Below are 22075 nucleotides of genomic sequence, written 5' to 3'. Positions count from 1 at the left end.
CCTTATGAGGATACGCCAGCCTGGCTAGACGTCGTGCTGGAGGCGCTTGACGAACAGCTTGGTGCGCTCTTGCTTGGGGGTACGGAGGACCTCGGCGGCCGGGCCGCGTTCCACCACTACTCCGCCGTCCATGAAGATGACCTCGTCCGCTACATGCTGGGCGAAGGCGAGCTCGTGGGTCACGATCACCATGGTCCAGCCTTCTTCGGCAAGTTCCTTGATGACGCCGAGGACTTCGCCCACCAGTTCCGGATCCAGCGCCGACGTGGGCTCGTCGAAAAGCAGCAACTGCGGTTTGAGCGCCAGCGCACGGACAATGCCCACACGCTGCTGCTGGCCCCCGGAGAGTTCAAAGGGTTAGGCATCGCGCTTGTCGGCCAAGCCAACCCGTTCCAGGAGCCGCTCGGCGTCTGCGATGGCCTCGGCCCGGGGCCGCTTCTGGACCTGGACGGGACCCTCGATGATGTTCTTCAGCACGGTCATGTGCGGAAACAAGTTGTAGTGCTGGAACACCATCGCGCTGCGGTCGCGCAGGGCAGCGATGTCCTTCTTGCCCACCTTGGTGCCGAAATCGATGGCGAGACCGCTTTCGGCGCCTTCGTCCCCGAAGGCGACCGTGCCGGCGTCGGGAATTTCCAGTCCGTTGAGCGAGCGCAGGACGGTGGTCTTGCCTGAACCGGACGGACCGATCAGTGCGACCACCTGGCCCCGGCGGATGTCGATGTCGATGTCGCGCAGCACCACGTTGCTGCCAAAGGCCTTGGCTAGGTTGCGGGCCTGCAGGACCGGTACCGGGCGGGGCTGCGGTGAGTCAGTGGGCGACATAGCGGTCCAATCTCCGTTCCACGGCTGACTGCGCCGTGGACAGGACGAGGCAGATCACCCAGTACACCAAGGCCGCCTGCAGGTACAGGACCATGAATTCCTGGCTGAACGCGGCGATCTGCTGGGCATTGCGGAAGAGTTCGGTGACCAGGATCAGCGAAGCGAGCGAGGTGTCCTTCACCAGGGAAATGAAGGTGTTGGACAGCGGTGGGACGGAAACCCGGGCGGCCTGGGGGAGGATGATCCGGACAAGGGTTTGCCGGCTGGACATGCCGATGGTGTGCCCAGCCTCCCACTGGCCTTTGGGCACGGACAGGATGGCAGCGCGGATGATCTCGGCCGCGTAGCCACCCACGTTCAGCGAGAACGCGATGATGGCGCTGGGCCACGGATCCAGCTTCACACCCAGGTTGGGCAGGCCATAGAAGATCACGAACAACTGGACCAGGAGGGGAGTTCCGCGGATCACGGACACGTAGAAGCGCCCAATGCCCGAGAGCAGCCAGTTGGGACTGAGCCGCATCAAGGCCACCAGGAGCGCGAGAACCAGCCCGAACACGAAGGACAGCAGCGTGAGCGGGATGGTACCCGTCACGGCACCTGTGACGAGCGGTCCGAAGGAACTCCAGACGAGGTCCCAGTTCATTTACTTGGAGACGTCCGCGCCGAAGTACTTGTCCGAGATCTTTGCCAACGTGCCATCAGCCTGCAGGTCGGCGAGGGCCTTGTTCACGGCGTTGGCCAGTTCCGTGGAGCCCTTGCGGAACACCATGGCGCTCTCGGTCTTGTCCGGGGCTTCGGCTGCCACCTTGAGGCCGGAATCCGGGGTGGTCTTGGCGTAGTCCAGGTACGTGAGCTTGTCGTTGACCGTGGCATCCACCCGGCCCTGCTGAACCAGCGTTGCCGCCTGGGCCCAGCCTTCCACCGCTTGGACGTTGGCACCTGCATCCACGGCCATCTTGTAGAAGTTGCTGGTGAGGGACTGGGCCGTGGTCTTGCCCTTGAGGTCGGCGAAGCTGTTGATGCCGGAATTGTCGGACTTGGTCACTACCACGCCCGTGGAGACGGTGTAGGGCGTGGAGAAGTCGTACTTGGCCTTGCGGTCTTCATTGATGGAGATCTGGTTGGCGATCGTATCGAAGCGTTTGGCGTCGAGGCCCGCGAAGATGCCGTCGAACTGGGTCTCCTGGAACGTTGCCTTCACGCCGAGTTTGTCTGCCACTGCCTTGGCGATCTCTACGTCGTAGCCCGTCAGTTCGCCGGCTCCGTTGGCGTGGAAGCTGAAGGGGCGGTAGGTTCCCTCGGTGGCGATGACCAGTTCACCCTTGGATTTCACATCCGAAAGGGACGTATCGCCGCCCGATTGTGCAGGCGTGGATCCACCGCCGCACGCGGAAAGGGCAAGGGCCACGGAGGCCAGGGTTGCTGCCAGGACAGAGCGACGGGTACGGAGACTGGTCATGGAAGCCATCTTAGCCACGGCCCCCGTCCGGCCCGCTGCGCCGACGCGGCCAACGCCCGCGAAAAGGGTCCTTAAAAAGGCTGAGTGGGGGCGGTCCCCAACAGCCCGCCACCACTCATCCCCCCAATTGTGATCATGAGGGCGCCACATCCACCGGAAACCCGTTCTCTGATTCCGCTGTCAGGCTGCAAACCTCATTCACACATTCATGATTGTGCCACGATCTAATGCTTTTGTGAAAGTCTTACGCAGTGCGTCGTCTTTTCCGCCTCGCGTAGGCCTTGGAAAACCAGATTCCGGCCAGGCCAATGGCTGTGGCCAGCACGGCTGAGTAATTGATCAGCGAGCGCAGCCACAGATGTACCAGGGGAATCAGGGGGAAGAGTTGGGACACCAGCAGCAGCGTCAGGCCGACGAACAACAAGGCCGAGGCGCCGCGCAACAGGGCCGGGAATCGACCGGTAACTGTGCGCCAGATCGCCGGGAGAAGGCACGCTGAAACGAAGCCCGGATAGAACCGGCCAAGGGCAGCGTAGGCCTCCATGGACGGTCCCCATGTCAGCCCCGTCATGCCCACGGTGGAGCCCCGGGTATCGGTGATGAGGAAGAAGTAGGCCGTCAACGCTGCTGTGATGGCCAGGACGGTCAGGCCCCAAGGACCCCGGATGGCCCGGACCGCTGATTTGGAGTCGAAGCCCGTTGCGATCTTGATGCCCATGAGCAGGAAGGTGCCATACAGCAGGAACCGCAGGATGAGGTTGGTCAGGTTCATGCCCCCAAGGACGGCGTCGATGGCCAGGTAGGGTCCTTCGATGCTGAGCAGGATGTCCATGGTGATCAAGGCGAAGATGTAGAAGACCACGCGGTTCTCTCCGCGCAAGGCGCTGGGGATGCGCGCCACGGTAATGGCCAGGCAAATAACAAGCGTTGCCCAGGGCAGGACAGCCGTCATCCGAGGTTCTCCCAAATTCGTTCAGTTCGTTCGTGGTCTTGTTCTTGGCGGCGAAGGGTCTTGCCCAGGGCCTGGAGGCGTTCGCCGGACAATGTCACCAGCTCGCCTAGCGTCATCCTGTCCAAGGCGTCCCGGCGCCCGTGGGGTGTCCAGCCGGCTTCGCTTTCGGTGATCAACCCGCCCGCGATCAGCCCACCTGCCGGTCCGACGCCGGCGGCCCGCGAGGTGGCGATGGCCAGTTCGGGAGGGAGCCGGTTGGCTGTCAGGTGGGCGGAAAAGTTTTGCGGTGCGATCCCGGTGGCCTCGCTGACGCGGTGCCGCAACTCGCCGTCGTCGATCGCGTCCACCCAGTTCCGCACGGCGGTGGGGTGCGGTGTCGCGGTGAGTCCAGTGGTGGGGACGCTGCCCGGCTCGGTGCGTTCCACCACGGCCCGCAGCAGGTCGATCGTGGCGATCTGGCTGACCAACTCAGCGGGAGTGGGCGGAATGGGCTCACCCCGAAGCTGTGCGTAGAGGTCGAACGTGGCCAATTCCTGGACCGGGTTGAGGTGGTACGCGCGGCTGATGCTCACCAGCGTGGATTCGGCTACCTTGCCGCGAACCAACTGCTGGGCCAGCGTGGTCCGTTTGATTCCCGAGACCCTGCAGACATCGGCGATGCTGGCGTCCGGCGCAACGCCGTGGAGCCAGCGCTGGAACGCCTTGGACTGTAAGGGCATGGAGGACTTTCTGGAAAGTTTGCTGTAAGTGGTAGTACGAATCGATTTTACGCGGACGCCACATTGAATTATGCTTGATTCTTGAACCCGCTGGTCCGTACACCCCCCAAGTCCGGACCGGCGGGTTTTTCCATGCCTGCAGAAAATAGGCAGGCAGCGAGAGGATTGAACCCATGACTGCAACCTTGGTGGCCAAGGACCTTGCCGGTGGCCATGGCCACCGTACGCTCTTTTCGAAGCTGTCCCTGACGGTGGCTCCCGGCGATGTGGTGGGCGTGGTGGGCGCCAACGGTGCGGGCAAATCGACGCTGCTGCGCATCCTCGCCGGCGTTGACCAGCCGCAGGAAGGCACAGTGAGCCTGGCGCCGTCCGATGCGTTCGTGGGCTGGTTGCCACAGGAGCACGAGAGGACCGTGGGCGAAACCATCGCCGCCTACATTGCCCGCCGAACGGGTTGTGCGGAGGCGACGGCAGAAATGGAAGCCACGGCCGAGGCCCTCGGTTCGGGTGCACCCGATGCTGACGATGCCTACTCCCTGGCCTTCGACCGCTGGTTGGCCTCCGGCGCCGCGGACCTCGAAGAGCGCGTTCCCGCCGTGCTTGCGGATCTTGGCCTGGAGCTCGGAGTCGAAGCCCTCATGACCGGCCTTTCCGGCGGGCAAGCCGCGCGCGTGGCGCTCGCCGCCTTGTTGCTCAGCCGCTTCGACGTGGTGCTGCTCGACGAACCGACCAATGATCTGGACCTGGATGGATTGGCCCGGCTCGAGGCGTTCGTCCAGGGGCTGCGCGGCGGCGCGGTGCTGGTATCCCACGATCGCGAGTTCCTGGCCCGCTGCGTGACCACCGTGGTGGAGTTGGACCTCGCCCAGAACTCCGTAGCGGTCTACGAGGGCGGGTATGAATCTTTCCTTGAAGAACGGGCCGTTTCGAAGCGCCACGCCCGGGAGCGCTACGAAGAGTACGCCTCCACCAAGGCAGACCTCGTGGCGCGTGCACGGACGCAACGGGAATGGAGTTCCCAAGGCGTCCGGAACGCGATGAAGAAGAACCCGGACAACGACAAGATCCGCCGCGCAGCCAGCACGGAGTCCTCCGAGAAGCAGGCGCAGAAGGTCCGCCAAATGGAGTCGCGGATCGCCCGGCTCACGGAAGTGGAGGAACCCCGGAAGGAATGGCAGCTGCAGTTCAGCATCGGCCAGGCGCCGCGGTCCAGCGCCGTCGTCGCTACCTTGCGTGACGCCGTCGTACGCCAGGGTGACTTCACGCTGGGACCGGTCAACCTGCAACTCAACGGCGGCGAACGCATCGGCATCACGGGCCCGAACGGGGCGGGTAAGTCGACCCTCCTGAGGCTGCTGCTCGGCACCCGGACCCCGGACGACGGCGATGCCTCCATGGGTGCCTCCGTGGCGGTCGGCGAAATCGACCAGGCACGCGGAATGCTCGACGGCGGCAAACCGCTCGGTGACGCCGTGGAAGCGGTGCTGGTTGATTGGAACAGCGCCGATGTCCGCACGCTGTTGGCCAAGTTCGGACTCAAAGCGGACCACACGTCCCGTGCCGTGGATTCCCTTTCGCCGGGGGAGCGGACCCGTGCCGCCTTGGCGCTCCTGCAGGCCCGCGGTGTAAACCTGCTGGTGTTGGACGAACCCACCAACCACCTTGACCTTCCCGCGATCGAACAGCTTGAAGAAGCCTTGGAAAGCTATGAGGGTGCTCTGCTGTTGGTCACCCACGACCGCAGGCTGCTGGAGAACGTCCGGCTCGATTCCCGATGGCACCTGGAAAATGGCCGTGTCCAGGAGTTGCACCACATACCGGGCCAGGAGAAGTAACCATGAGCATGGATGGCGTGGCCTGGAGCTCGCTCTACAAGATCACCCGGGCGCAGAGCGGTTCGCAGCCGTTCTCCAAGGAAACCCTGAAACGCGTCCTTGGCTTCGCTGCCCCGCACAAGGGCAAGCTCATCGCGTTCGTGATCGCCTCGATCGCCGGGGCCGTGCTGGCCGTTGCCACCCCGGTGCTGGCCGGCCAGGTTGTTGATGCGATCATCGGCAAATCCGGTGCCGAAACCATCATCTGGCTTGCCGTGCTGATCGCGCTGGTGGCGGTGGGTGAGGCGGGCGTGGGCCTGATGACCCGCTGGCTGTCCTCGACCATCGGCGAGGGGGTCATCGTGGACCTGCGCACCCGGGTGTTCGATCACGTCCAGCGCATGCCCATCGCGTTCTTCACCCGAACCCGTACGGGCGCGCTGGTCAGCCGCCTGAACAACGACGTCATCGGTGCCCAGTCGGCGTTTGCGGGGACGTTGTCCGGCGTGGTCAGCAATGTGGTGGCCTTGGCGCTGACCCTGGCCGTCATGCTCAATACCTCGTGGCTGGTGACCGTGCTGGCCATGGTGCTGCTCCCGATCTTCCTCATTCCGGCACGGCGCATGGGCTCCAAACTGGCCGACCTGCGCCGCGAAGCCGCCGCTCACAACGCCGCCATGGGTACCCAGATGACCGAACGGTTCTCCGCTCCGGGAGCCACGTTGGTCAAGCTCTTCGGCCGCCCGGATGAGGAATCGCGGGAGTTCGCTGCCCGTGCAGGCCGTGTCCGCGACATCGGGATCCGGACGGCCATGCTGCAGTTCACGTTCGTGACCGCGTTGACCCTGGTCTCGGCTTTGGCGTTGGCGCTGGTGTACGGGCTGGGTGGTTGGCTCGCCATTGGCGGGCAATTGGCACCCGGCGACGTCGTGGTGCTGGCGCTCCTGCTCACCCGTCTCTACGCCCCGCTGACCGCCCTGTCCAACGCGCGGGTGGAGGTCATGAGCGCGCTGGTCAGCTTCGAGCGGGTGTTTGAAATCCTGGACCTCAAGCCGCTCATCACGGAAAAGCCGGACGCGGCCGCGGTTCCGGCGGGACCTGTGGCCGTGGAGTTCGACGACGTCCGCTTCTCCTACCCGTCTGCCGACAAGGTTTCCCTGGCCTCCCTTGAGGACGTGGCCACGCTGGACACGCGCGGCGGCGAGGAAGTCCTGCACGGTGTCAGTTTCCGGGTGGAGCCGGGCCAGACGGTGGCCCTGGTGGGATCCTCGGGCGCAGGCAAGTCCACGGTGGCCCAGCTGCTCTCCCGGTTGTACGACGTCGACTCCGGAGCGGTGCGCCTGGGCGGCCACGGGGTTGGAAGCGGAACGGATGTGCGTGACCTCCGCTTCGATGCCCTCCGGGACACGCTGGGCATGGTCACCCAGGACGGCCATCTGTTCCACGAGACCATCGCCTCCAACCTTCGCCTTGCCCGGCCGGATGCCACGGAGGAGCAAATGTGGGACGTGCTACGGCGCGCCCGCCTGGAACCCATGATCCGTTCACTGCCTGATGGCTTGGAGACAGTGGTGGGGGAGCGGGGCTACCGGCTTTCCGGGGGCGAACGCCAGCGCCTCACCATCGCCCGGCTCCTCATCAAGCAGCCCAGGGTCGTAATCCTGGACGAGGCCACTGCGGCGCTGGACTCCACCAACGAAGCCGCCGTCCAGGCAGCCCTGGGCGAAGCGCTCGAGGGGCGTACCGCCGTCGTGATTGCCCACCGCCTGTCCACCATCCGAGCGGCCGACGCGATCCTGGTGGTGGAAGACGGCCGGATCGTGGAGCGGGGCACGCACACGGAGCTGCTCGCTGCCGACGGCCGTTACGCCGAGTTGTACCGGACGCAGTTCGCGGAAGCCGCAGCGGTGGCCCAGGAAGCGGTCCCCGAACTCTGACCAGTCTGGGGGACAGATCCCGCTCTACTGGACCCTCGCGATCTGTCCCCTACTTGGGAGAAGCGAGGGCCGGAAGGACGTGGTCGGTGAGCAGCGGGGCGAGGTCGTCCGGCAGTGGCGCGTGCAGGTCCAGCCAGCGGATCTCCGCGATTTCGGCAGAGGGGTGCGCGTCCCACGTGCCGGGTGCCGTGAACACCGTGGCCTCGATGGTGGTCGCTTCCTCATTGGCGGCAACAGCATGCCACACGCCCATGGGCTCAAGCTGGTCCGGCGCCACGCTGATGCCGACCTCCTCGGACAGTTCCCGGGACGCCGCCAGGGCAGCGGTTTCGCCGGGCTCGGGCTTGCCGCCGGGGTGCATGAACTTGTCCGTGCCGCGCTTCCGGACGGTGAGGAGTTGGCCTGCCTGGTTGTAGACGCACACGGCGCTGACCACGATCACGTTCATGTGTTCCTCCTCAGATGCGATTCCAGCAGCAGGTCCTTCGCCGGCCCGTGGACGTCCCACGTGAAACTGAAAGCGTCAGGACCTTCCAAGGTGTAGTTGACGTAGTAGTCGTCGGGATCGCACCAGTGCTTGTCCTGGTTGGCGTCCGCGGCAAAGCTCATCACGTGGAAGGGCCGGCCATCGGGAAAGAACACATCCATGCTTTGCCCGGTGGCGCCGGGTTTCAGGACGTACTCGCGGAAGGCCGGGCCTGAGTGGGTGGGCCAGTGCATGGTTCCGTCTTCGCGGTAGTCCAGGCCGCCGTCGGGCTTCGTGACGTAGCGTACGACGCCGGAAAAGGTTCCGCGGGTGCCGGTGGCGCGATCAAGGAGGGTCCGCTCCACGTTCCATTCGCCGGCCAGGTAGGCCCGCAAGTCCATCAGTGGCTGCTGGTCATTCAAGTGCCCTCGATTGGAATCGAACCAACGACACCGGCTTTAGGAGAGCCGTGCTCTATCCACTGAGCTACGAGGGCGCATGTTCATGGGTTGCAGGGTCCCTGGCGGGAGCCTCCGGCCCGAACACGACTATAAGCATACAAGCTGCGAAGGCGGTGCCCGAACACGGTTAGGCTGGCGGACATGAGTGGCCACGCGACAGTACCGGCATCGGCAGGCACGTTTCTTCCCAACGTCCGCAGCATCCGTGCGGCCATCGGCGGCTGGGCACAGCTGAGCGTGGTGCAGTATTTCGTGGCCGAGGCTGCCGTGATCGACGCGTGGGCGGGACCAGAACCGTACAGCCGCGCCACCGGCTACATCAGCGACCTTGGCGCAGTGTCCTGCGGAGTTTACGAGGACCGCACTGTGTGCTCTCCGTTGCATGTGTTGATGAATGCCTCGTTTGTTGTCCAAGGGCTCGCCTTGATCCTGGGTGCCGTGTTCCTGACGGCCGGTTTGTTGTGCGTTGCAGCGAGGCCGGGGGTGCCGGCCCGGCGGTTCCACGGCGGGGCGCCGCGGGTGATCGCCCAGCACTGGATCCTTGCCGTGGCCATCCGTATCCTGACCGGGGTTGCCGGCGTGGGCACGGTACTTGTGGGCCTGGTGCCGGAGGACCTTGGCTCGCCGTGGCATTTTGCGGGCGCCCTGATGTTCTTCATTGGTGGCGGTTTCGCCCTGATCCTGTTGGGAATCCTGTGGCTGCGGCAAACACCTGTGAGCTGGTTCCTGGCCGCCAGCGGGGCGCTGTGCATCGGTGCGCTGGTGGTTGGCGGGCTGACCCGCATGGACGTCCCCGAGCCGGGGATCCTTGAACGGCTCATGGGCTACCCCGTGACGATCGGTTTGGCGGCCGCAGGCTTGGTGATCGCCCAGCGCGTGCACCGCGAACGGCGTTTCCGGACCCAGTAGTGGCCCCGGGGTAGCGGCGGCGGCCCAGAGTGGTGTGTGCTGGCCTGGGCGCACCCGTTTCCGCCATGGGCTCCCGTAAGAACGGGTGCGTCCGGCGGGATCGGCAGCGGCGCAGGTTCACAAGGGGTGCGCTGGGCGGGATCGGCAGCGGCGCAGGTTCACAAGGGGTGCGCTGGGCGGGATCGGCAGCGGGAGGGTTCAGACAGGGGCTGCGCTGCGTGCTGCGGCGGGTCTATTCTGGCGCTATGACGACGGCGGCTGGTCCGCGTGGCGGGGACCGCGGGCTTCTGCCTGACCTCGCAGGGCGACGCGAACTTGTTGGGGGTTGGGCTGCGATCACGCTGATCCACTACTTCGTGGTGGAAGCCATTGCGATGGCGGCGTGGCGCGGAAACCCACCCTATGACCGCCGGGAGCACGTGATCAGTGACCTCGGGGCCGCACATTGCGGGCCTTTCAATGGCTACGAAGTGTGTTCGCCGTTGAATTGGCTGATGAACGCCTCGTTCGTGCTGCAGGGAGTCGCCATGGTCCTGGGGGCCGTGCTGGTCAGTTCAGCGGTGCTGTCCGTGGCGGCAGAGCCGGGCCAACGCGGAATCCGGCCCAGCATGGCATCGAAATCCGCTGAGGCCATTCCGTGGATCGCTGCGGGGGCGGTTCGGGCGCTCATCCTGGTTGCAGGGATCGGGCAGGCCATGGTGGGGCTGGTTCCGGAGGACACGGAGCTGGCGCTGCATCTGACGGGCGCCGGAATGTACTTCATCGCCGGACCCATCGCCTTGGTGGTCCTGGGCCTGGTGTGGCGCGGACACACGCAAATGTCCTGGATGGTGCTGCTGTTCGGGGTGGTATCGCTGGGGACCACCATCTATGTCCTGGCGGTGCAGCTCCGGGTGGATGAAGCCGGTGCGATCGAGCGGACCATGGCGTATCCCATCATTCTGGGCCTGTCCCTGGTGGGCCTCATCGTGGCCCACCGGATCACCAGGGAACGGAAAGCGGTCAGGACGTTGGGTCAGCGTCCTTCCGGGCAGTAGCGTCCCTCCGCCCAAGGAACACAGCCACCAGTCCGCACAACAGACTGAGCAGGAACAGCACCCACGACGCGACCGTCACGGCCGAGGCCAAGGCGACCGAACCGGCGTCGGGCGTTTCAGAAGCCAGCACCGAATCGATGGCGACGTTCGACCACAGGTGCGCCACGGCAAACAGCAACGGCGCCGCCCACATGGCCCAGCGCCACGATTTGCGGGCCACGTTGGTGCCAATGAGAAGCAGCCAGCTGAAGCCAAAGATCAAGGGAAACAGGGTGCCGGCGGTCTTGTGGACGTAGTTCAGCTGACCGCGGGCGGCGTCGTCCATGGCGTTACGGAGTTGGGCGATGTAGTCCGTGGAGAAACCGCCAATCAGGGAGTCCGGCATGGCCAGGCCGCCGGACAGCTGCGTCATCTGGTTGAGGGTCAGCAGGTGCAGGTACCAGAACAGGAAGACGCTGGCCACCACGCCCGCAATCACAATGAGCCTGGAGTTGCTCTGTGCCTTCTGCGGGGTGCGCTGGGTAGTGGGATTGATCACGGGCGGCAGCGAGTGTTCCGGGACTGCCGCTTTGGCTCCGTGCTTCTTGATGCGCTGCGCTGGGGTCTTGGCCATGTGATTCATTATCCCGCCACATAAGCTGGACCCATGACCATCGGCAGGCACACAGCAACTGAACTGGACCCATCACTCGACGATTACCAACTGGCCAGCGCCCTGGTCCGTGAGGCAGGTCAGTTGGCCCTGCTCATGCGGATGGGGGGCCTGCAGGGGGAGCGGAAGACCTCGGTATCGGACGTGGTGACGGCTGCCGACCGCGCCGCCGAGGCCTACGTGCTGGAACAGTTGCGCCGCTGCCGCCCGGGGGATGGCATCCTCGGCGAAGAAGGGGCATCGGTGGCCGGGACCAGCGGACGAACGTGGGTGATCGACCCCGTGGATGGCACCTACAACTTCCTGCATGGCTCCACATATTGGTGCTCGGCAATCGCCCTGAAACGCGACGACTCGGACCGCGGCGGCAACCCTGTAGCGGATCCCTCCGTGGTGCTTGGTGCCATCTACCAGCCGGAAACGGACAAGCTGTGGCTCGGCGGCGAAGGACGGCCCGCGACACTCAACGGGGAACGGATATCCGGTTCGGGGGATGTGGCAGTGGGTCAACTGAGTGCCGCGACCTACATCCATCCCACGTGGCTGGCCGACCCCCGCGCGGCCATGCCGTGGCACGCCGCGGCGATTACGGCCGCGTCCCTTCGGATGTTCGGCTCGGGCTCGTGCGACCTTGGACGCGTGGCCGACGGCGAACTGGGGTGCTGGTTCCAGCACAGTTGTCCCGAATGGGATTGGCTTCCCGGCAAGGCGATCGTCCGCGCAGCCGGTGGGGACACCGCCGTCGTACAGGTCAACGGACTCAACTGGTTCGTGGCGGGAGGCACGACGGCGGTCCGCGAGTTGAGTGCGGCCCTCGCCTCGGTGCCCCAGTTCGCTTAGATCCGGGCCGCCCGGGCGGGCCTGGTCCGCATCCCGGGCGCCGGTCGAAGGAGTGTCAGACCCACCGCCTAGACTGGTAGGCACCATGGATATGTTGTTTGACCCCTACGCAGACGGACCCTTCAACGCTGGCTCGCGGGCCGCAGTCAAGGCTGCCCCGGAGCTTTCGCACGCAGGCGGCGGCGCCGGCCGTGCCCGCACAGGCGAGGATGATGGGGCTCCCGGCTCGGGCGGCTGGGGCCACCATGGATCGCAGGGGATGCCGTCCGCCGATGCCTTGCTGCAGGGTCTCAACCCGCAACAGGAAGAGGCCGTCAAGCACTCCGGCAGCCCGCTGCTCATTGTTGCGGGCGCCGGGTCGGGCAAGACCCGCGTGCTCAGTAACCGGATCGCGTACCTGATCGCCACCAAGCGGGCGCACCACGGTGAAATCCTGGCCATCACCTTCACCAACAAGGCCGCGGCCGAAATGCGGGAACGCATCGAAGCGCTGGTTGGCGGACGTGCCAAGGCCATGTGGATCTCCACCTTCCACTCGTCCTGCGTGCGCATCCTGCGCCGCGAGGCGTCCAACGTGGGGCTGAACTCCAACTTCTCCATCTACGACTCCGCTGACTCGCTGCGCCTCATCACGCTTGTGGCGAAGAACCTGGACCTGGATCCCAAGAAGTTTCCGCCCAAGGCCATCCAGCACAAGATTTCCGCGCTCAAGAACGAGCTGGTGGACGACGATTCCTTTGCGTCTTCGGCCAATTACAACGATCCTTTTGAAACCGCCGTAGCCGAGGTCTTCAAGGGCTACACCCAGCGCCTGCGCCAGGCCAACGCCATGGACTTCGACGACCTCATTGCGCAGACCGTCTACATGTTCCGGGCTTTCCCTGCGCTCGCGGAATCGTACCGCCGCCGGTTCCGGCATGTCCTGGTGGATGAGTACCAGGACACCAACCATGCCCAGTACGCGCTGGTCAGGGAGATTGTGGGCCTTGGCACGGATACCGAGGTGCAGCCCAGCGAGCTTACGGTGGTTGGCGATTCGGACCAGTCCATCTACGCGTTCCGCGGCGCTGACATCCGTAACATCGTGGAGTTCGAGCACGACTACCCGAACGCGCGGACCATCAAGCTGGAGCAGAACTACCGCTCCACGCAGAACATCCTCAGTGCTGCCAACTCGGTAATTTCCCGCAACCCCAACCGACAGGAAAAGCGGTTGTGGACGGCAGAGGGCGATGGCGAGAAGATCGTTGGCTACGTGGGCGAGAACGAGCACGACGAAGCCCAGTTCATCGCCAAGGAAATTGACCGGCTGCAGGATGAGGAAGGGCTGCGTCCCGGCGACGTCGCCATTTTCTACCGCACCAACGCCCAATCGCGTTCCATCGAAGACGTGCTGGTCCGCGTGGGCCTGCCGTACAAGGTGGTTGGGGGTACCCGCTTCTACGAGCGCAAGGAAATCAAGGACGCACTCGCTTACCTCCGGGTCCTGGTCAACCCGGACGACGACGTCAACCTACGACGGGTGCTGAATGAGCCCAAACGGGGCATTGGAGACCGCGCTGAGGGTGCTGTTGCTGCCTTGGCCGAGCGGGACCGGACCTCCTTCATGGACGCAGCGCGCCGGGCCGATCAAGCACCCGGCATGGCCACCCGCTCCGTCAATGCAGTGTTGGGCTTCGTGAAGCTGTTGGACGACCTCGCCGAGGTGGCTTCGGGGTCCGGCGCGTCCGCGGCCTTGGAAGCTGTCCTGGAGCAGACCGGCTACCTCGCCGGCCTCCGCGCCAGCAACGATCCCCAGGACGAATCCCGCGTGGAGAACCTTGCAGAGCTTGTGGCCGTGGTGCGGGAGTACGAGCGTGACAACCCCGAAGGTTCACTGGGCGAGTTCCTGGAACAGGTCTCCCTGGTGGCGGACGCCGACCAGATCCCGGACGCGCCGGGGGCCGACATCGACGCCGCAGTCGCCGAAGCCAAGCGTCTGGGCGTGGTGACACTGATGACGTTGCACACGGCGAAGGGCCTGGAGTTCCCCGTGGTGTTCCTGACGGGCATGGAGCACGGGATCTTCCCGCACCAACGCTCCGCCACGGATCCCAAGGAGCTGGCCGAGGAACGCCGCCTTGCCTACGTTGGGCTGACCCGTGCGCGTAAGCGTCTCTATGTGACCCGCTCCGAGGTCCGCAACATGTGGGGCCAGAGCCAGTACAACCCTGCCAGCCAGTTCCTGCAGGAAATTCCGTCCGAACTGGTGGACTGGAAACGCGAAGGAACGTCACGTCAGGCCGCGGGCGGCTGGGGCAGCGCGCCCATCGGCTCAAACCGTTACGGCGGATCCTTCTGGGGAGCCGGAACGTCGCGCGGAGCTGCCGCCAGCCCCACCGCAGGGTTCGACGCCGACGTTCCCGCCGCCGTCGCCCGCACCAGGGTCCAGCCGCAGAAGGAAGTCATCGCTGTTTCGGTGGGGGACAAGGTCAACCACACGAGCTTTGGCAACGGCGTGGTGCTGGGCGTCGAGGGCGCGGGAGACAAGACAGTCGCGAAAGTGAAGTTCGATGTCGGCGAGAAGCGCCTGCTGCTGCGTTACGCGCCGCTGACCAAATTGGATGCCTGAGGCCCCCATTGTCAGGAGCCTTAGCGCGTCTTAGACTGGCCGGGCGTTTGCGCTTTCGGTCCGCATAATCCGGTAGGGCGCTGCGCTTCGGGGGTTTCGCATTCTTGTGGGGGAGGACGCGCGTGGGCGCCATGCAGAGGGAACGTGGTTTTGCCGCTAAAGCCTGGGGGATGATTCTGGCCGCCGCCTTGGCTGGTGGGTTGGCGTTGCAGTTGGCGCCTCCCGGTGTAGCTGCAGGCGAGCCCGTGCCGGGCGCCGAGGTTGCAACGCCCACCCAGCCTCCCGCCGTCGAGCCCGTGCCGGAACCGGTGTCCACCGAGAAGGCCACCGCGCCGCTCCCTTCGCCCACAGCCACAGCCACGGCGACTCCAGAGCCACCACCAACAGGCACCGTGTCGGTCCCGGCCACGGAGCCTGCGATTCCGGAAGCGGTGGTGCCCACAGAGTCGGCCAATGGGCCTGACCAAACTCTCGCCGCGGACCCTGAGCCCTTGGCTGTGCAGGGGTACGTGGAGAACGGCTTCGTGGGAAAGCCCTTCGACGAGCCGTTGGTGATCTCGGGAGGTACTGCTCCGTATTCCGTGACAGTGACCGACCTGCCGCCAGGGCTGGCGTTCAATGAGGCTGGCCTGAAGGTCGCGGGGACGCCCAGCCAAGCTGGTTACTACCAGATGACCGTGTCAGTAACGGACTCCTCGGAGCCTGCCCAGACCGTGTCTCGACAAGTCTCGGCGAGCATCAGCGAATACCACCCGCCAAAAATTGAGTTGCATACCTACACCGGTCAGTACCCGGACGCCGTTGTTGGCCTTCCGTATGAGCAAAGCATCGACGTGTTCACGGCCGGAGTCATACCGTTCACCACATCGATCGTCGAAGGGCAGCTCCCGCCCGGAATGTCATGGAGCAATAAGTCAGCCAGCGGAACCCCCAGGACTGCCGGCACGTACGCCTTCACCGTCCGGGCGACGGACCAGTTTGGCTCCAGCGAAGCCTCGTTCAGCATCACGGTGCGGGCAAGTGCACCGTATGCCGTGGGCTATGTAGTGCCGCCCGCAGTCTTGGGGGAACCCTACTCGGCCAAGATCGCTTCGGTGACCGGCGGCGTCGGCCCCTACTCCTTGTGGTGGGGAACGCCGCAGCACATGGCCGGCAGCCTGCATTGGCACGATCCCGGTCCGGACGGGCTCGCTATTGATGGCAACGGATTCCTTAATGGCACGCCCACCAGGGCGGGATCGTTCCGGATTTACGTGAAATTCCGTGACGCGGGGCTCGTTGAGCGGGAGATCTTCTGGACCACCGTCACCGTCCTGGAAACCCGGCCACCCGCCGTCGAACCGCCGCCGGCAGCGCAACCGCCGGCCGCGGCTGAAGTACCTCAAACATCGGTGCTGCCGGCAGGTGCAGTAGTGCCGGCGTCGTCCGCTGAACTGGCGGCGACCGGGCTGCAATCCGGAACCCTCAACGCAATGCTGTGGGCCGCTGCCGGACTCCTCACGGTCGGCGCGTTATTGGCGGCATCGGCGCGATGGTGGTGGCGGCGGGACAACGGAGCCTGAAGCCAAAAGGCATAATTGGAGCCATGCGACGGACTGTATTGGGGATTCTTGCCGCCTTGCTCTTGCTGGCCAGCACGGCTTGTTCCTTCTCCACCAAGGACCCCAACTACGTTCCGCCGGAGCCGCTCCCTCCCCTGGAACAGCTCAAGCAGGTGCCGGTGACGGAACAGACAACCCTAGCCGCGGGCGACGATGTCACTGCGTTCGTAACCCCTGACCACAACATTGTTTGCGCCATGACGTCCTCGCGGGGCGGCCACCTCAACCTGCCCTATGAGCCCAACACCTACTCGGACGCTGCCAACAACAAGTTTGCCGTGGTACCGGTGGTGCAGTGCGAATTGGCGGCTTATGCCAAGCCTGAAGCGGAAGACATCTCCGACGATTGCGGCGCTACCGGCCTGGGCTACTTGGGCGGGACCGTGCTGCTCTCGCCGGACAAGGCCGTGTACGGCTCGTGTCGCTCGGGCGTAACACAAATGGAGTCCGAGTATGGTCCCAAGGGAACGCGGAACGGCACCATTTCCAAGCTCCGGGAGTTGGCTGACGGGCAGAACATCGAACGCAACGGCCTCCGGTGCTCCGCGTACAACGACGGCGTAGCCTGCGGAAACGTCTCTGGTGGCGTAGCGTTCTTCGTCAGCCGCGAGGGTTACCAGCTGATTTCCGACGGCGGCAAGACGGTCCGCGGGAACCTGAAGGAAGATTCCTGACCACTGTGGAGGGTTAGTGTGAGCCCAAAAAACCCCGCCATCACGCGGTTTTTCTACGCTCGATAGAAGTGTAAGCTTACTCACTTAACCGGTAGTGTGGGAGTGGCGGGACGCCTCAAAGGGCTAAAGTTCCGAGAGGACCTTACGCAATGTGACCGGACTGATTCCCGGTTATGACCGCGTACTTTCCGCAGCTGGCTTATCGCGGTCATCGCGGTTCCGGCTGGACAGAAACTACTTCGACGTAGAAGGACACTAAACCGTGGACCTGTTTGAATATCAGGCGCGCGATATGTTCGAAGCGCACGGTGTACCCGTGCTCGCCGGCATCGTGGCGCACACTCCTGAAGAAGCGAAGGCAGCTGCTGAGAAGATCGGCGGCGTTACTGTCGTAAAGGCACAGGTTAAGGTTGGTGGCCGCGGCAAGGCTGGCGGCGTCAAGGTTGCCAAGTCTGCCGACGAGGCGCTTGAGCACTCCACCAACATCCTGGGCATGGACATCAAGGGCCACACCGTCAACAAGGTGATGATTGCCCAGGGCGCTGACATCGCCGAAGAATTCTACTTCTCGGTCCTCCTGGACCGTGCCAACCGCAACTACCTGGCCATGTGCTCGGTTGAAGGCGGCATGGAGATCGAGCAGCTTGCCGTGGAGCGCCCCGAGGCACTCGCCAAGATCGCCATCGATCCTGCTGTTGGAATCGACCAGGCCAAGGCTGACGAGATCGTCGCAGCTGCCGGGTTCGCTGAAGAACTGCGCGGCAAGGTCGCCGACGTCATTCTGAAGCTCTGGGACGTTTTCAAGAAGGAAGACGCAACCCTGGTTGAGGTCAACCCGCTGGTCCGCACCGGCGCAGGCGACATTGTTGCCCTCGACGGCAAGGTTTCCCTGGACGAGAACGCCGACTTCCGCCACGTGCACCACGGTGAGCTGGAAGACAAGGATGCGGCTGACCCGCTCGAGGCCAAGGCCAAGGCCCAGGACCTCAACTACGTCAAGCTGGACGGCGAAGTTGGCATCATCGGCAATGGCGCCGGTCTTGTGATGTCCACCCTCGACGTCGTTGCCTACGCAGGCGAGAACCACGGCAACGTGAAGCCCGCCAACTTCCTTGACATCGGTGGTGGAGCTTCCGCCGAGGTCATGGCCAACGGCCTGGACGTCATCCTGGGCGACTCCCAGGTCAAGAGTGTCTTCGTGAACGTCTTCGGCGGCATCACCGCTTGTGACGCAGTCGCCAAGGGCATCGTAGGTGCACTGGCAGAGCTCGGTTCCTCGGCAAACAAGCCGCTGGTTGTTCGCCTCGACGGCAACAACGTCGAAGAGGGCCGCCGCATCCTGACCGAGGCCAACCACCCGCTGGTTACCCTGGCCGCCACCATGGACGAGGGCGCCGACAAGGCCGCCGAGCTCGCCAACGCAGCTAAGTAAAGGGACGCGACAATGTCTATCTACCTCAACAAGGACTCCAAGGTCATCGTCCAGGGCATCACCGGCGGCGAGGGAACCAAGCACACCGCCCTGATGCTCAAGGCCGGCACCAACATTGTTGGTGGCGTCAACGCACGCAAGGCCGGCACCACCGTCCTGCACGGCGACAAGGAAATCAACGTCTTCGGCACCGTCAAGGAAGCCATCGCCGAAACCGGCGCAGACGTCTCCATCGTCTTCGTTCCGCCGGCATTCACCAAGGACGCAGTGGTTGAAGCCATCGAAGCCGGCATCGGCCTCGTTGTAGTCATCACCGAAGGCGTGCCGGTTCAGGACTCCGCCGAATTCTGGGCACTGGCCCAGTCCAAGGTGGACGCTGACGGCAAGCAGATCACCCGCATCATCGGACCGAACTGCCCCGGCATCATCACCCCGGGCGAAGCCCTGGTTGGCATCACCCCGGCGAACATCACGGGCAAGGGCCCCATCGGCCTGGTTTCCAAGTCCGGTACCTTGACCTACCAGATGATGTACGAACTCCGCGACCTCGGTTTCTCCACCGCGATCGGCATCGGTGGCGACCCCATCATCGGCACCACCCACATCGACGCCCTGGCTGCGTTCGAAGCCGACCCGGAGACCAAGGCGATCGTCATGATCGGTGAAATCGGTGGCGACGCTGAAGAGCGCGCAGCCGACTTCATCAAGGCCAACGTCACCAAGCCGGTTGTCGGCTACGTGGCAGGCTTCACGGCTCCCGAGGGCAAGACCATGGGCCACGCCGGCGCCATCGTGTCCGGCTCCGCCGGTACCGCACAGGCCAAGAAGGAAGCCCTCGAGGCAGCAGGCGTGAAGGTCGGCAAGACGCCGTCCGAGACCGCCACGCTCCTGCGCGAGGTCTTCGCAGCGCTCTAGGTTTTACAAATAAGTACGACGGCGGCCCGTCACTTTTCGCACGAAAGGTGACGGGCCGCCGTCGTACTTTAAGCGCCGTTGTGTGGCCCGCTCTGCACGCTATTCGCTTGGTTTGGGGCGCTAAGCGGGCCCCGCAACGTGGTGCTGATTAAGCCTTGCTGTATCCGGAATTCGAATAGTTTGTTAGTATGTTAGGACAAACTATTCGAAGGGACCTGCAATGCCTCTTGTTCGTATCGACGTCAACCAGGGCCGCTCGCCCGAAGATCTCGCTGCCATCAGCCGAACCATTCACGACGCCATTCTGACCGAGTATGGAATTCCTGAGCGGGACTACTTCCACATCCTCACGGAGCATCCACAGGGCCAGATCGTCGCCCAGGACGCCGGGCTCGGTTTTGAGCGCAGTTCCGGGGTTGTCATGATTCAGATCTTCACCCAAGGCGGCCGCAGCCAGATGGCCAAGTGTTCACTCTTCGAGGCCATCGCCTCGGGCCTCTCCGAGGTGGGAATTGCCGGGGAGGACGTATTTGTGGGCTACGTGGAGAACACTCCTGGTGACTGGTCCTTTGGCTTTGGGCGCAGCCAGTACGTCACCGGAGAGCTGGCGGTTCCACGCAAGTAGACGCCCTCGGTGTCACGTTGTAAATATGTCAGTACAAACCTTTGACAGGACATTAAATCTGGTGCAAAGTAGTCATGTGGCCCCGCTCACTGAGGGGTAGCAAGGCATTGGGGCCCAGCGCTCAAAGGTTCAGAGTTCTAAGAGAAAGGTCCACGAGTACCGTGACCCACGAACTGCTCACGATCGGGCGCATCAGCGTTGATATCTACCCGAACGATATTGGTGTCGGGCTGGAGGATGTGTCGTCCTTCGGCAAGTACCTGGGAGGTTCCCCCTCCAACGTGGCTGTTGCCGCCGCCCGCCATGGCCGCCGTACCGGCGTGATCACCCGCACCGGCGATGATCCCTTTGGCAGCTTCCTGCACCGCGAACTGCACAAGTTCAACGTGGATGATTCTTTCGTCACTCCCGCTGCCGGGCAGACTCCCGCCACGTTCTGCGCGATCAAGCCCGCCACGGACGAATTCCCGCTCTATTTCTACGGCCGGTTCCCCACCGCGCCGGACCTGCAGATCAAGGCTGAAGAACTGGACCTGGAAGCAATCCGCGAGGCTGGCATCTTCTGGTCCACCGTGACCGGCCTGTGCCAGGAGCCGTCCCGTAGCGCGCACATCGCGGCGCATGAGGCCCGCCCCCGGACGGGTTTGAAGGATGGCCAGTTCACCATTCTGGACCTGGACTACCGTCCGATGTTCTGGGCTTCCGAAGCAGAGGCCCGTGCCGAGGTTGCCAAGATCCTCCCGCATGTGACGGTCGCGATCGGCAATGACAAGGAATGCGCCGTGGCTGTGGGGGAGGGGACACCTGACGAGCAGGCCGACCGTCTCCTGGCTGCCGGCGTCGAGATCGCCGTGGTGAAGCTTGGTCCGGAAGGCGTGATGGCCAAGACCCGCACCGAGCGCATGGTTTCGGCTCCGGTTCCGGTTGAGACGGTTAATGGCCTGGGCGCAGGGGATTCCTTCGGTGGTGCGTTCGTCCACGGGCTGTTGTCCGGGTGGCCGCTGTCCGAGGTCCTGGATTACGCGAACGCCGCCGGTGCGATTGTCGCTTCGCGCCTGTCCTGCGCGGATGCGATGCCGACGCCGGATGAGGTCACCTCGTTGCTGGCTGAACGCGGCCGCCCGGTCCCCGGTGTTTCCGCCACCCTCGCTGCCGCCCCCGTCGAAGAAGGAGCAGTGCGTTGAGCCTCAACGATGACCCCCGCCGCTATGAGCACTTGAGCCGTATCCGTTTGGAGGACCCGGAGGCCGTGGCCCGCGCTGCTGCCACCCGCCGTCGTCATCCTGGCTTGAAGCATGGCGTGCAGAACTTCATTGTCGCTGCCGACCACCCGGCCCGTGGTGCCCTGTCCGTTGGTTCGGAACCGATGGCCATGGCCGATCGCCGCGATTTGCTGGACCGTTTGCAGATTGCCTTGGCGAACCCTGCCGTGGATGGCATCCTGGCCTCCCCGGACATCATGGATGACCTGCTGTTGCTCGGCGCGCTTGAGGGCAAGCTCGTCTTCGGTTCCATGAACCGCGGCGGCTTGGCTGGCCTGGTCAATGAATTCGATGACCGCTTCACCGGGCACACAGCCTCCGCCCTTGAAGCCTTGGGCGCGGACGGCGGGAAGATGCTGACCCGCATTTGCCTGGGCGACCCGGACACCGTTGCGACCCTGGAAGCTACCGCGAAGGCGATCGACTCGTTGGCTGAGCGGAAGCTTATCGCCATGGTGGAGCCCTTCCTGTCCGTGCGTGACGCGAACGGCAAGGTCCGCAACGACCTCCGCGCGGACGCCGTGATCAAGTCCGTCGGCATCGCTGAGGGCCTGGGTTCCACCAGCGCCTACACGTGGATGAAGCTGCCCGTGGTGGCCGAGATGGAACGCGTCATGGCCTCCACCACGCTGCCCACCGTGCTGCTCGGCGGTGACCCGGATGGGTCCCAGGATGAGGTTTTCGCTTCCTGGCAGGCTGCGCTGGCTTTGCCTGGCGTGCAGGGCCTCACCGTTGGGCGGACGCTGCTTTACCCGCACGACGGCGATGTGGCAGGTGCCGTCGCGACGGCCGCCTCGCTGCTGAACAACACTGCGCCCGCGTCACTGGACGCTGCAGGGCTCACCTCCTCAGACCGTATCCCCGTGAAAGTATCGGAGTAA

20 protein-coding genes, 1 tRNA gene and 1 pseudogene are annotated in these 22075 nt (G+C 64.4%); 13 read left to right on the top strand and 9 right to left on the bottom strand.

The genetic code is table 11. The annotated features are described in order from the left end of the window. Nucleotides 1–24: 24 nt before the first annotated feature. The 5 genes and pseudogenes from ACH488_RS06970 to ACH488_RS06950 form a co-directional block, all read right to left on the bottom strand. A pseudogene (locus tag ACH488_RS06970) lies at nucleotides 25–825 on the bottom strand (amino acid ABC transporter ATP-binding protein). Further along, entirely contained in the window at nucleotides 812–1471 is a 660-nt protein-coding gene (locus ACH488_RS06965; protein WP_397323124.1) for an amino acid ABC transporter permease, read from the bottom strand. The pseudogene ACH488_RS06970 and the gene ACH488_RS06965 overlap by 14 nt, the downstream one beginning before the upstream one ends. Then, complete coding sequence (locus ACH488_RS06960; RefSeq protein ID WP_397323123.1) at nucleotides 1472–2287, bottom strand: amino acid ABC transporter substrate-binding protein; 816 nt, start codon at nucleotides 2285–2287, stop codon at nucleotides 1472–1474. Nucleotides 2288–2531: 244 nt separating this feature from the next. Next, a complete protein-coding gene (locus ACH488_RS06955) occupies nucleotides 2532–3239 on the bottom strand; it encodes a hypothetical protein (RefSeq protein ID WP_397323121.1) in 708 nt (235 codons plus the stop codon). After that, nucleotides 3236–3958: a hypothetical protein gene (locus tag ACH488_RS06950; RefSeq protein ID WP_397323120.1), complete on the bottom strand. Its 723-nt coding sequence runs from the start codon at nucleotides 3956–3958 to the stop codon at nucleotides 3236–3238. The genes ACH488_RS06955 and ACH488_RS06950 overlap by 4 nt, the downstream gene beginning before the upstream one ends. 173 nt (nucleotides 3959–4131) lie before the next feature. Here ACH488_RS06950 and ACH488_RS06945 point away from each other — a divergent pair, with 173 nt between their 5' ends. Then, a complete protein-coding gene (locus ACH488_RS06945) occupies nucleotides 4132–5793 on the top strand; it encodes an ABC-F family ATP-binding cassette domain-containing protein (RefSeq protein WP_397323118.1) in 1662 nt (553 codons plus the stop codon). Between the two features lie 2 nt (nucleotides 5794–5795). Further along, the gene (locus ACH488_RS06940) at nucleotides 5796–7709 is read left to right on the top strand and encodes an ABC transporter ATP-binding protein (RefSeq protein WP_397323117.1); all 1914 of its coding nucleotides are present in this window, start codon (nucleotides 5796–5798) and stop codon (nucleotides 7707–7709) included. A 49-nt stretch (nucleotides 7710–7758) separates the two neighbouring features. On the opposite strand, the gene ACH488_RS06935 is transcribed toward ACH488_RS06940, so the two are convergent. The 3 genes from ACH488_RS06935 to ACH488_RS06925 all read right to left on the bottom strand — a co-directional run bounded on the left by ACH488_RS06935 (nucleotide 7759) and on the right by ACH488_RS06925 (nucleotide 8671). After that, nucleotides 7759–8157, bottom strand: a complete 399-nt coding sequence (locus ACH488_RS06935; protein ID WP_397323116.1) for an NUDIX domain-containing protein — start codon at nucleotides 8155–8157, stop codon at nucleotides 7759–7761. Continuing rightward, entirely contained in the window at nucleotides 8154–8597 is a 444-nt protein-coding gene (locus ACH488_RS06930; protein ID WP_397323114.1) for a DUF6314 family protein, read from the bottom strand. The genes ACH488_RS06935 and ACH488_RS06930 overlap by 4 nt, the downstream gene beginning before the upstream one ends. Before the next feature lies 1 nt (nucleotide 8598). Next, nucleotides 8599–8671 (bottom strand) — tRNA-Arg (locus ACH488_RS06925). A 106-nt stretch (nucleotides 8672–8777) separates the two neighbouring features. Here ACH488_RS06925 and ACH488_RS06920 point away from each other — a divergent pair. Then, nucleotides 8778–9545 (top strand): DUF998 domain-containing protein, encoded by a 768-nt coding sequence (locus ACH488_RS06920; protein WP_397323113.1) that lies wholly within the window; start codon nucleotides 8778–8780, stop codon nucleotides 9543–9545. 245 nt (nucleotides 9546–9790) lie between these two features. After that, on the top strand, nucleotides 9791–10582 hold the full coding sequence (locus ACH488_RS06915) for a DUF998 domain-containing protein (protein ID WP_397323111.1): 792 nt from the start codon (nucleotides 9791–9793) through the stop codon (nucleotides 10580–10582). Here ACH488_RS06915 and ACH488_RS06910 read toward each other — a convergent pair. Next, the gene (locus tag ACH488_RS06910) at nucleotides 10548–11195 is read right to left on the bottom strand and encodes a hypothetical protein (RefSeq protein ID WP_397323110.1); all 648 of its coding nucleotides are present in this window, start codon (nucleotides 11193–11195) and stop codon (nucleotides 10548–10550) included. The genes ACH488_RS06915 and ACH488_RS06910 overlap by 35 nt on opposite strands. 33 nt (nucleotides 11196–11228) lie before the next feature. On the opposite strand from ACH488_RS06910, the gene ACH488_RS06905 reads away from it, so the two are divergent. The 9 genes from ACH488_RS06905 (at nucleotide 11229) to ACH488_RS06865 (ending at nucleotide 22075) form a co-directional block, all read left to right on the top strand. Then, nucleotides 11229–12074, top strand: a complete 846-nt coding sequence (locus tag ACH488_RS06905) for an inositol monophosphatase family protein (RefSeq protein WP_397323108.1) — start codon at nucleotides 11229–11231, stop codon at nucleotides 12072–12074. Between the two features lie 85 nt (nucleotides 12075–12159). Beyond that, nucleotides 12160–14685, top strand: coding sequence for a DNA helicase PcrA (gene pcrA, locus ACH488_RS06900; RefSeq protein WP_397323107.1), 2526 nt, complete (start codon nucleotides 12160–12162; stop codon nucleotides 14683–14685). A gap of 131 nt (nucleotides 14686–14816) precedes the next feature. Beyond that, nucleotides 14817–16247, top strand: coding sequence for a putative Ig domain-containing protein (locus ACH488_RS06895; RefSeq protein WP_397323314.1), 1431 nt, complete (start codon nucleotides 14817–14819; stop codon nucleotides 16245–16247). Nucleotides 16248–16270: 23 nt separating this feature from the next. Further along, on the top strand, nucleotides 16271–16960 hold the full coding sequence (locus tag ACH488_RS06890) for a hypothetical protein (protein WP_397323105.1): 690 nt from the start codon (nucleotides 16271–16273) through the stop codon (nucleotides 16958–16960). 262 nt (nucleotides 16961–17222) lie between these two features. Then, nucleotides 17223–18392: an ADP-forming succinate--CoA ligase subunit beta gene (gene sucC, locus ACH488_RS06885; protein ID WP_397323104.1), complete on the top strand. Its 1170-nt coding sequence runs from the start codon at nucleotides 17223–17225 to the stop codon at nucleotides 18390–18392. Nucleotides 18393–18404: 12 nt separating this feature from the next. Further along, a complete protein-coding gene (gene sucD / locus ACH488_RS06880) occupies nucleotides 18405–19307 on the top strand; it encodes a succinate--CoA ligase subunit alpha (protein WP_377546201.1) in 903 nt (300 codons plus the stop codon). Nucleotides 19308–19527: 220 nt separating this feature from the next. Continuing rightward, nucleotides 19528–19932 (top strand): tautomerase family protein, encoded by a 405-nt coding sequence (locus tag ACH488_RS06875; protein WP_397323102.1) that lies wholly within the window; start codon nucleotides 19528–19530, stop codon nucleotides 19930–19932. 161 nt (nucleotides 19933–20093) lie between these two features. Then, nucleotides 20094–21116 (top strand): 5-dehydro-2-deoxygluconokinase, encoded by a 1023-nt coding sequence (iolC, locus tag ACH488_RS06870; RefSeq protein WP_397323101.1) that lies wholly within the window; start codon nucleotides 20094–20096, stop codon nucleotides 21114–21116. Beyond that, entirely contained in the window at nucleotides 21113–22075 is a 963-nt protein-coding gene (locus tag ACH488_RS06865) for a deoxyribose-phosphate aldolase (protein WP_397323100.1), read from the top strand. Before iolC ends, ACH488_RS06865 begins: the two co-directional genes overlap by 4 nt.

It is taken from the genome of Paenarthrobacter sp. NPDC018779 (genome assembly GCF_044391085.1).
In the GTDB taxonomy this organism is placed as follows: domain Bacteria; phylum Actinomycetota; class Actinomycetes; order Actinomycetales; family Micrococcaceae; genus Arthrobacter.
The sequence above is the reverse complement of the archived record's forward strand: the minus strand, read 5'-3'. Positions and strand labels throughout refer to the sequence as shown.

Excerpts from the sequence above, each read along its gene's own strand:
- ACH488_RS06965 (WP_397323124.1), bottom strand. The coding sequence starts at position 1,471 with ATGAACTGGGACCTCGTCTGGAGTTCCTTCGGACCGCTCGTCACAGGT.
- ACH488_RS06960 (WP_397323123.1), bottom strand. The coding sequence starts at position 2,287 with ATGACCAGTCTCCGTACCCGTCGCTCTGTCCTGGCAGCAACCCTGGCC.
- ACH488_RS06955 (WP_397323121.1), bottom strand. The coding sequence starts at position 3,239 with ATGACGGCTGTCCTGCCCTGGGCAACGCTTGTTATTTGCCTGGCCATT.
- ACH488_RS06950 (WP_397323120.1), bottom strand. The coding sequence starts at position 3,958 with ATGCCCTTACAGTCCAAGGCGTTCCAGCGCTGGCTCCACGGCGTTGCG.
- ACH488_RS06945 (WP_397323118.1), top strand. The coding sequence starts at position 4,132 with ATGACTGCAACCTTGGTGGCCAAGGACCTTGCCGGTGGCCATGGCCAC.
- ACH488_RS06940 (WP_397323117.1), top strand. The coding sequence starts at position 5,796 with ATGAGCATGGATGGCGTGGCCTGGAGCTCGCTCTACAAGATCACCCGG.
- ACH488_RS06935 (WP_397323116.1), bottom strand. The coding sequence starts at position 8,157 with ATGAACGTGATCGTGGTCAGCGCCGTGTGCGTCTACAACCAGGCAGGC.
- ACH488_RS06920 (WP_397323113.1), top strand. The coding sequence starts at position 8,778 with ATGAGTGGCCACGCGACAGTACCGGCATCGGCAGGCACGTTTCTTCCC.
- ACH488_RS06915 (WP_397323111.1), top strand. The coding sequence starts at position 9,791 with ATGACGACGGCGGCTGGTCCGCGTGGCGGGGACCGCGGGCTTCTGCCT.
- ACH488_RS06910 (WP_397323110.1), bottom strand. The coding sequence starts at position 11,195 with ATGGCCAAGACCCCAGCGCAGCGCATCAAGAAGCACGGAGCCAAAGCG.
- ACH488_RS06905 (WP_397323108.1), top strand. The coding sequence starts at position 11,229 with ATGACCATCGGCAGGCACACAGCAACTGAACTGGACCCATCACTCGAC.
- pcrA (WP_397323107.1), top strand. The coding sequence starts at position 12,160 with ATGGATATGTTGTTTGACCCCTACGCAGACGGACCCTTCAACGCTGGC.
- ACH488_RS06895 (WP_397323314.1), top strand. The coding sequence starts at position 14,817 with ATGCAGAGGGAACGTGGTTTTGCCGCTAAAGCCTGGGGGATGATTCTG.
- ACH488_RS06890 (WP_397323105.1), top strand. The coding sequence starts at position 16,271 with ATGCGACGGACTGTATTGGGGATTCTTGCCGCCTTGCTCTTGCTGGCC.
- sucD (WP_377546201.1), top strand. The coding sequence starts at position 18,405 with ATGTCTATCTACCTCAACAAGGACTCCAAGGTCATCGTCCAGGGCATC.
- ACH488_RS06875 (WP_397323102.1), top strand. The coding sequence starts at position 19,528 with ATGCCTCTTGTTCGTATCGACGTCAACCAGGGCCGCTCGCCCGAAGAT.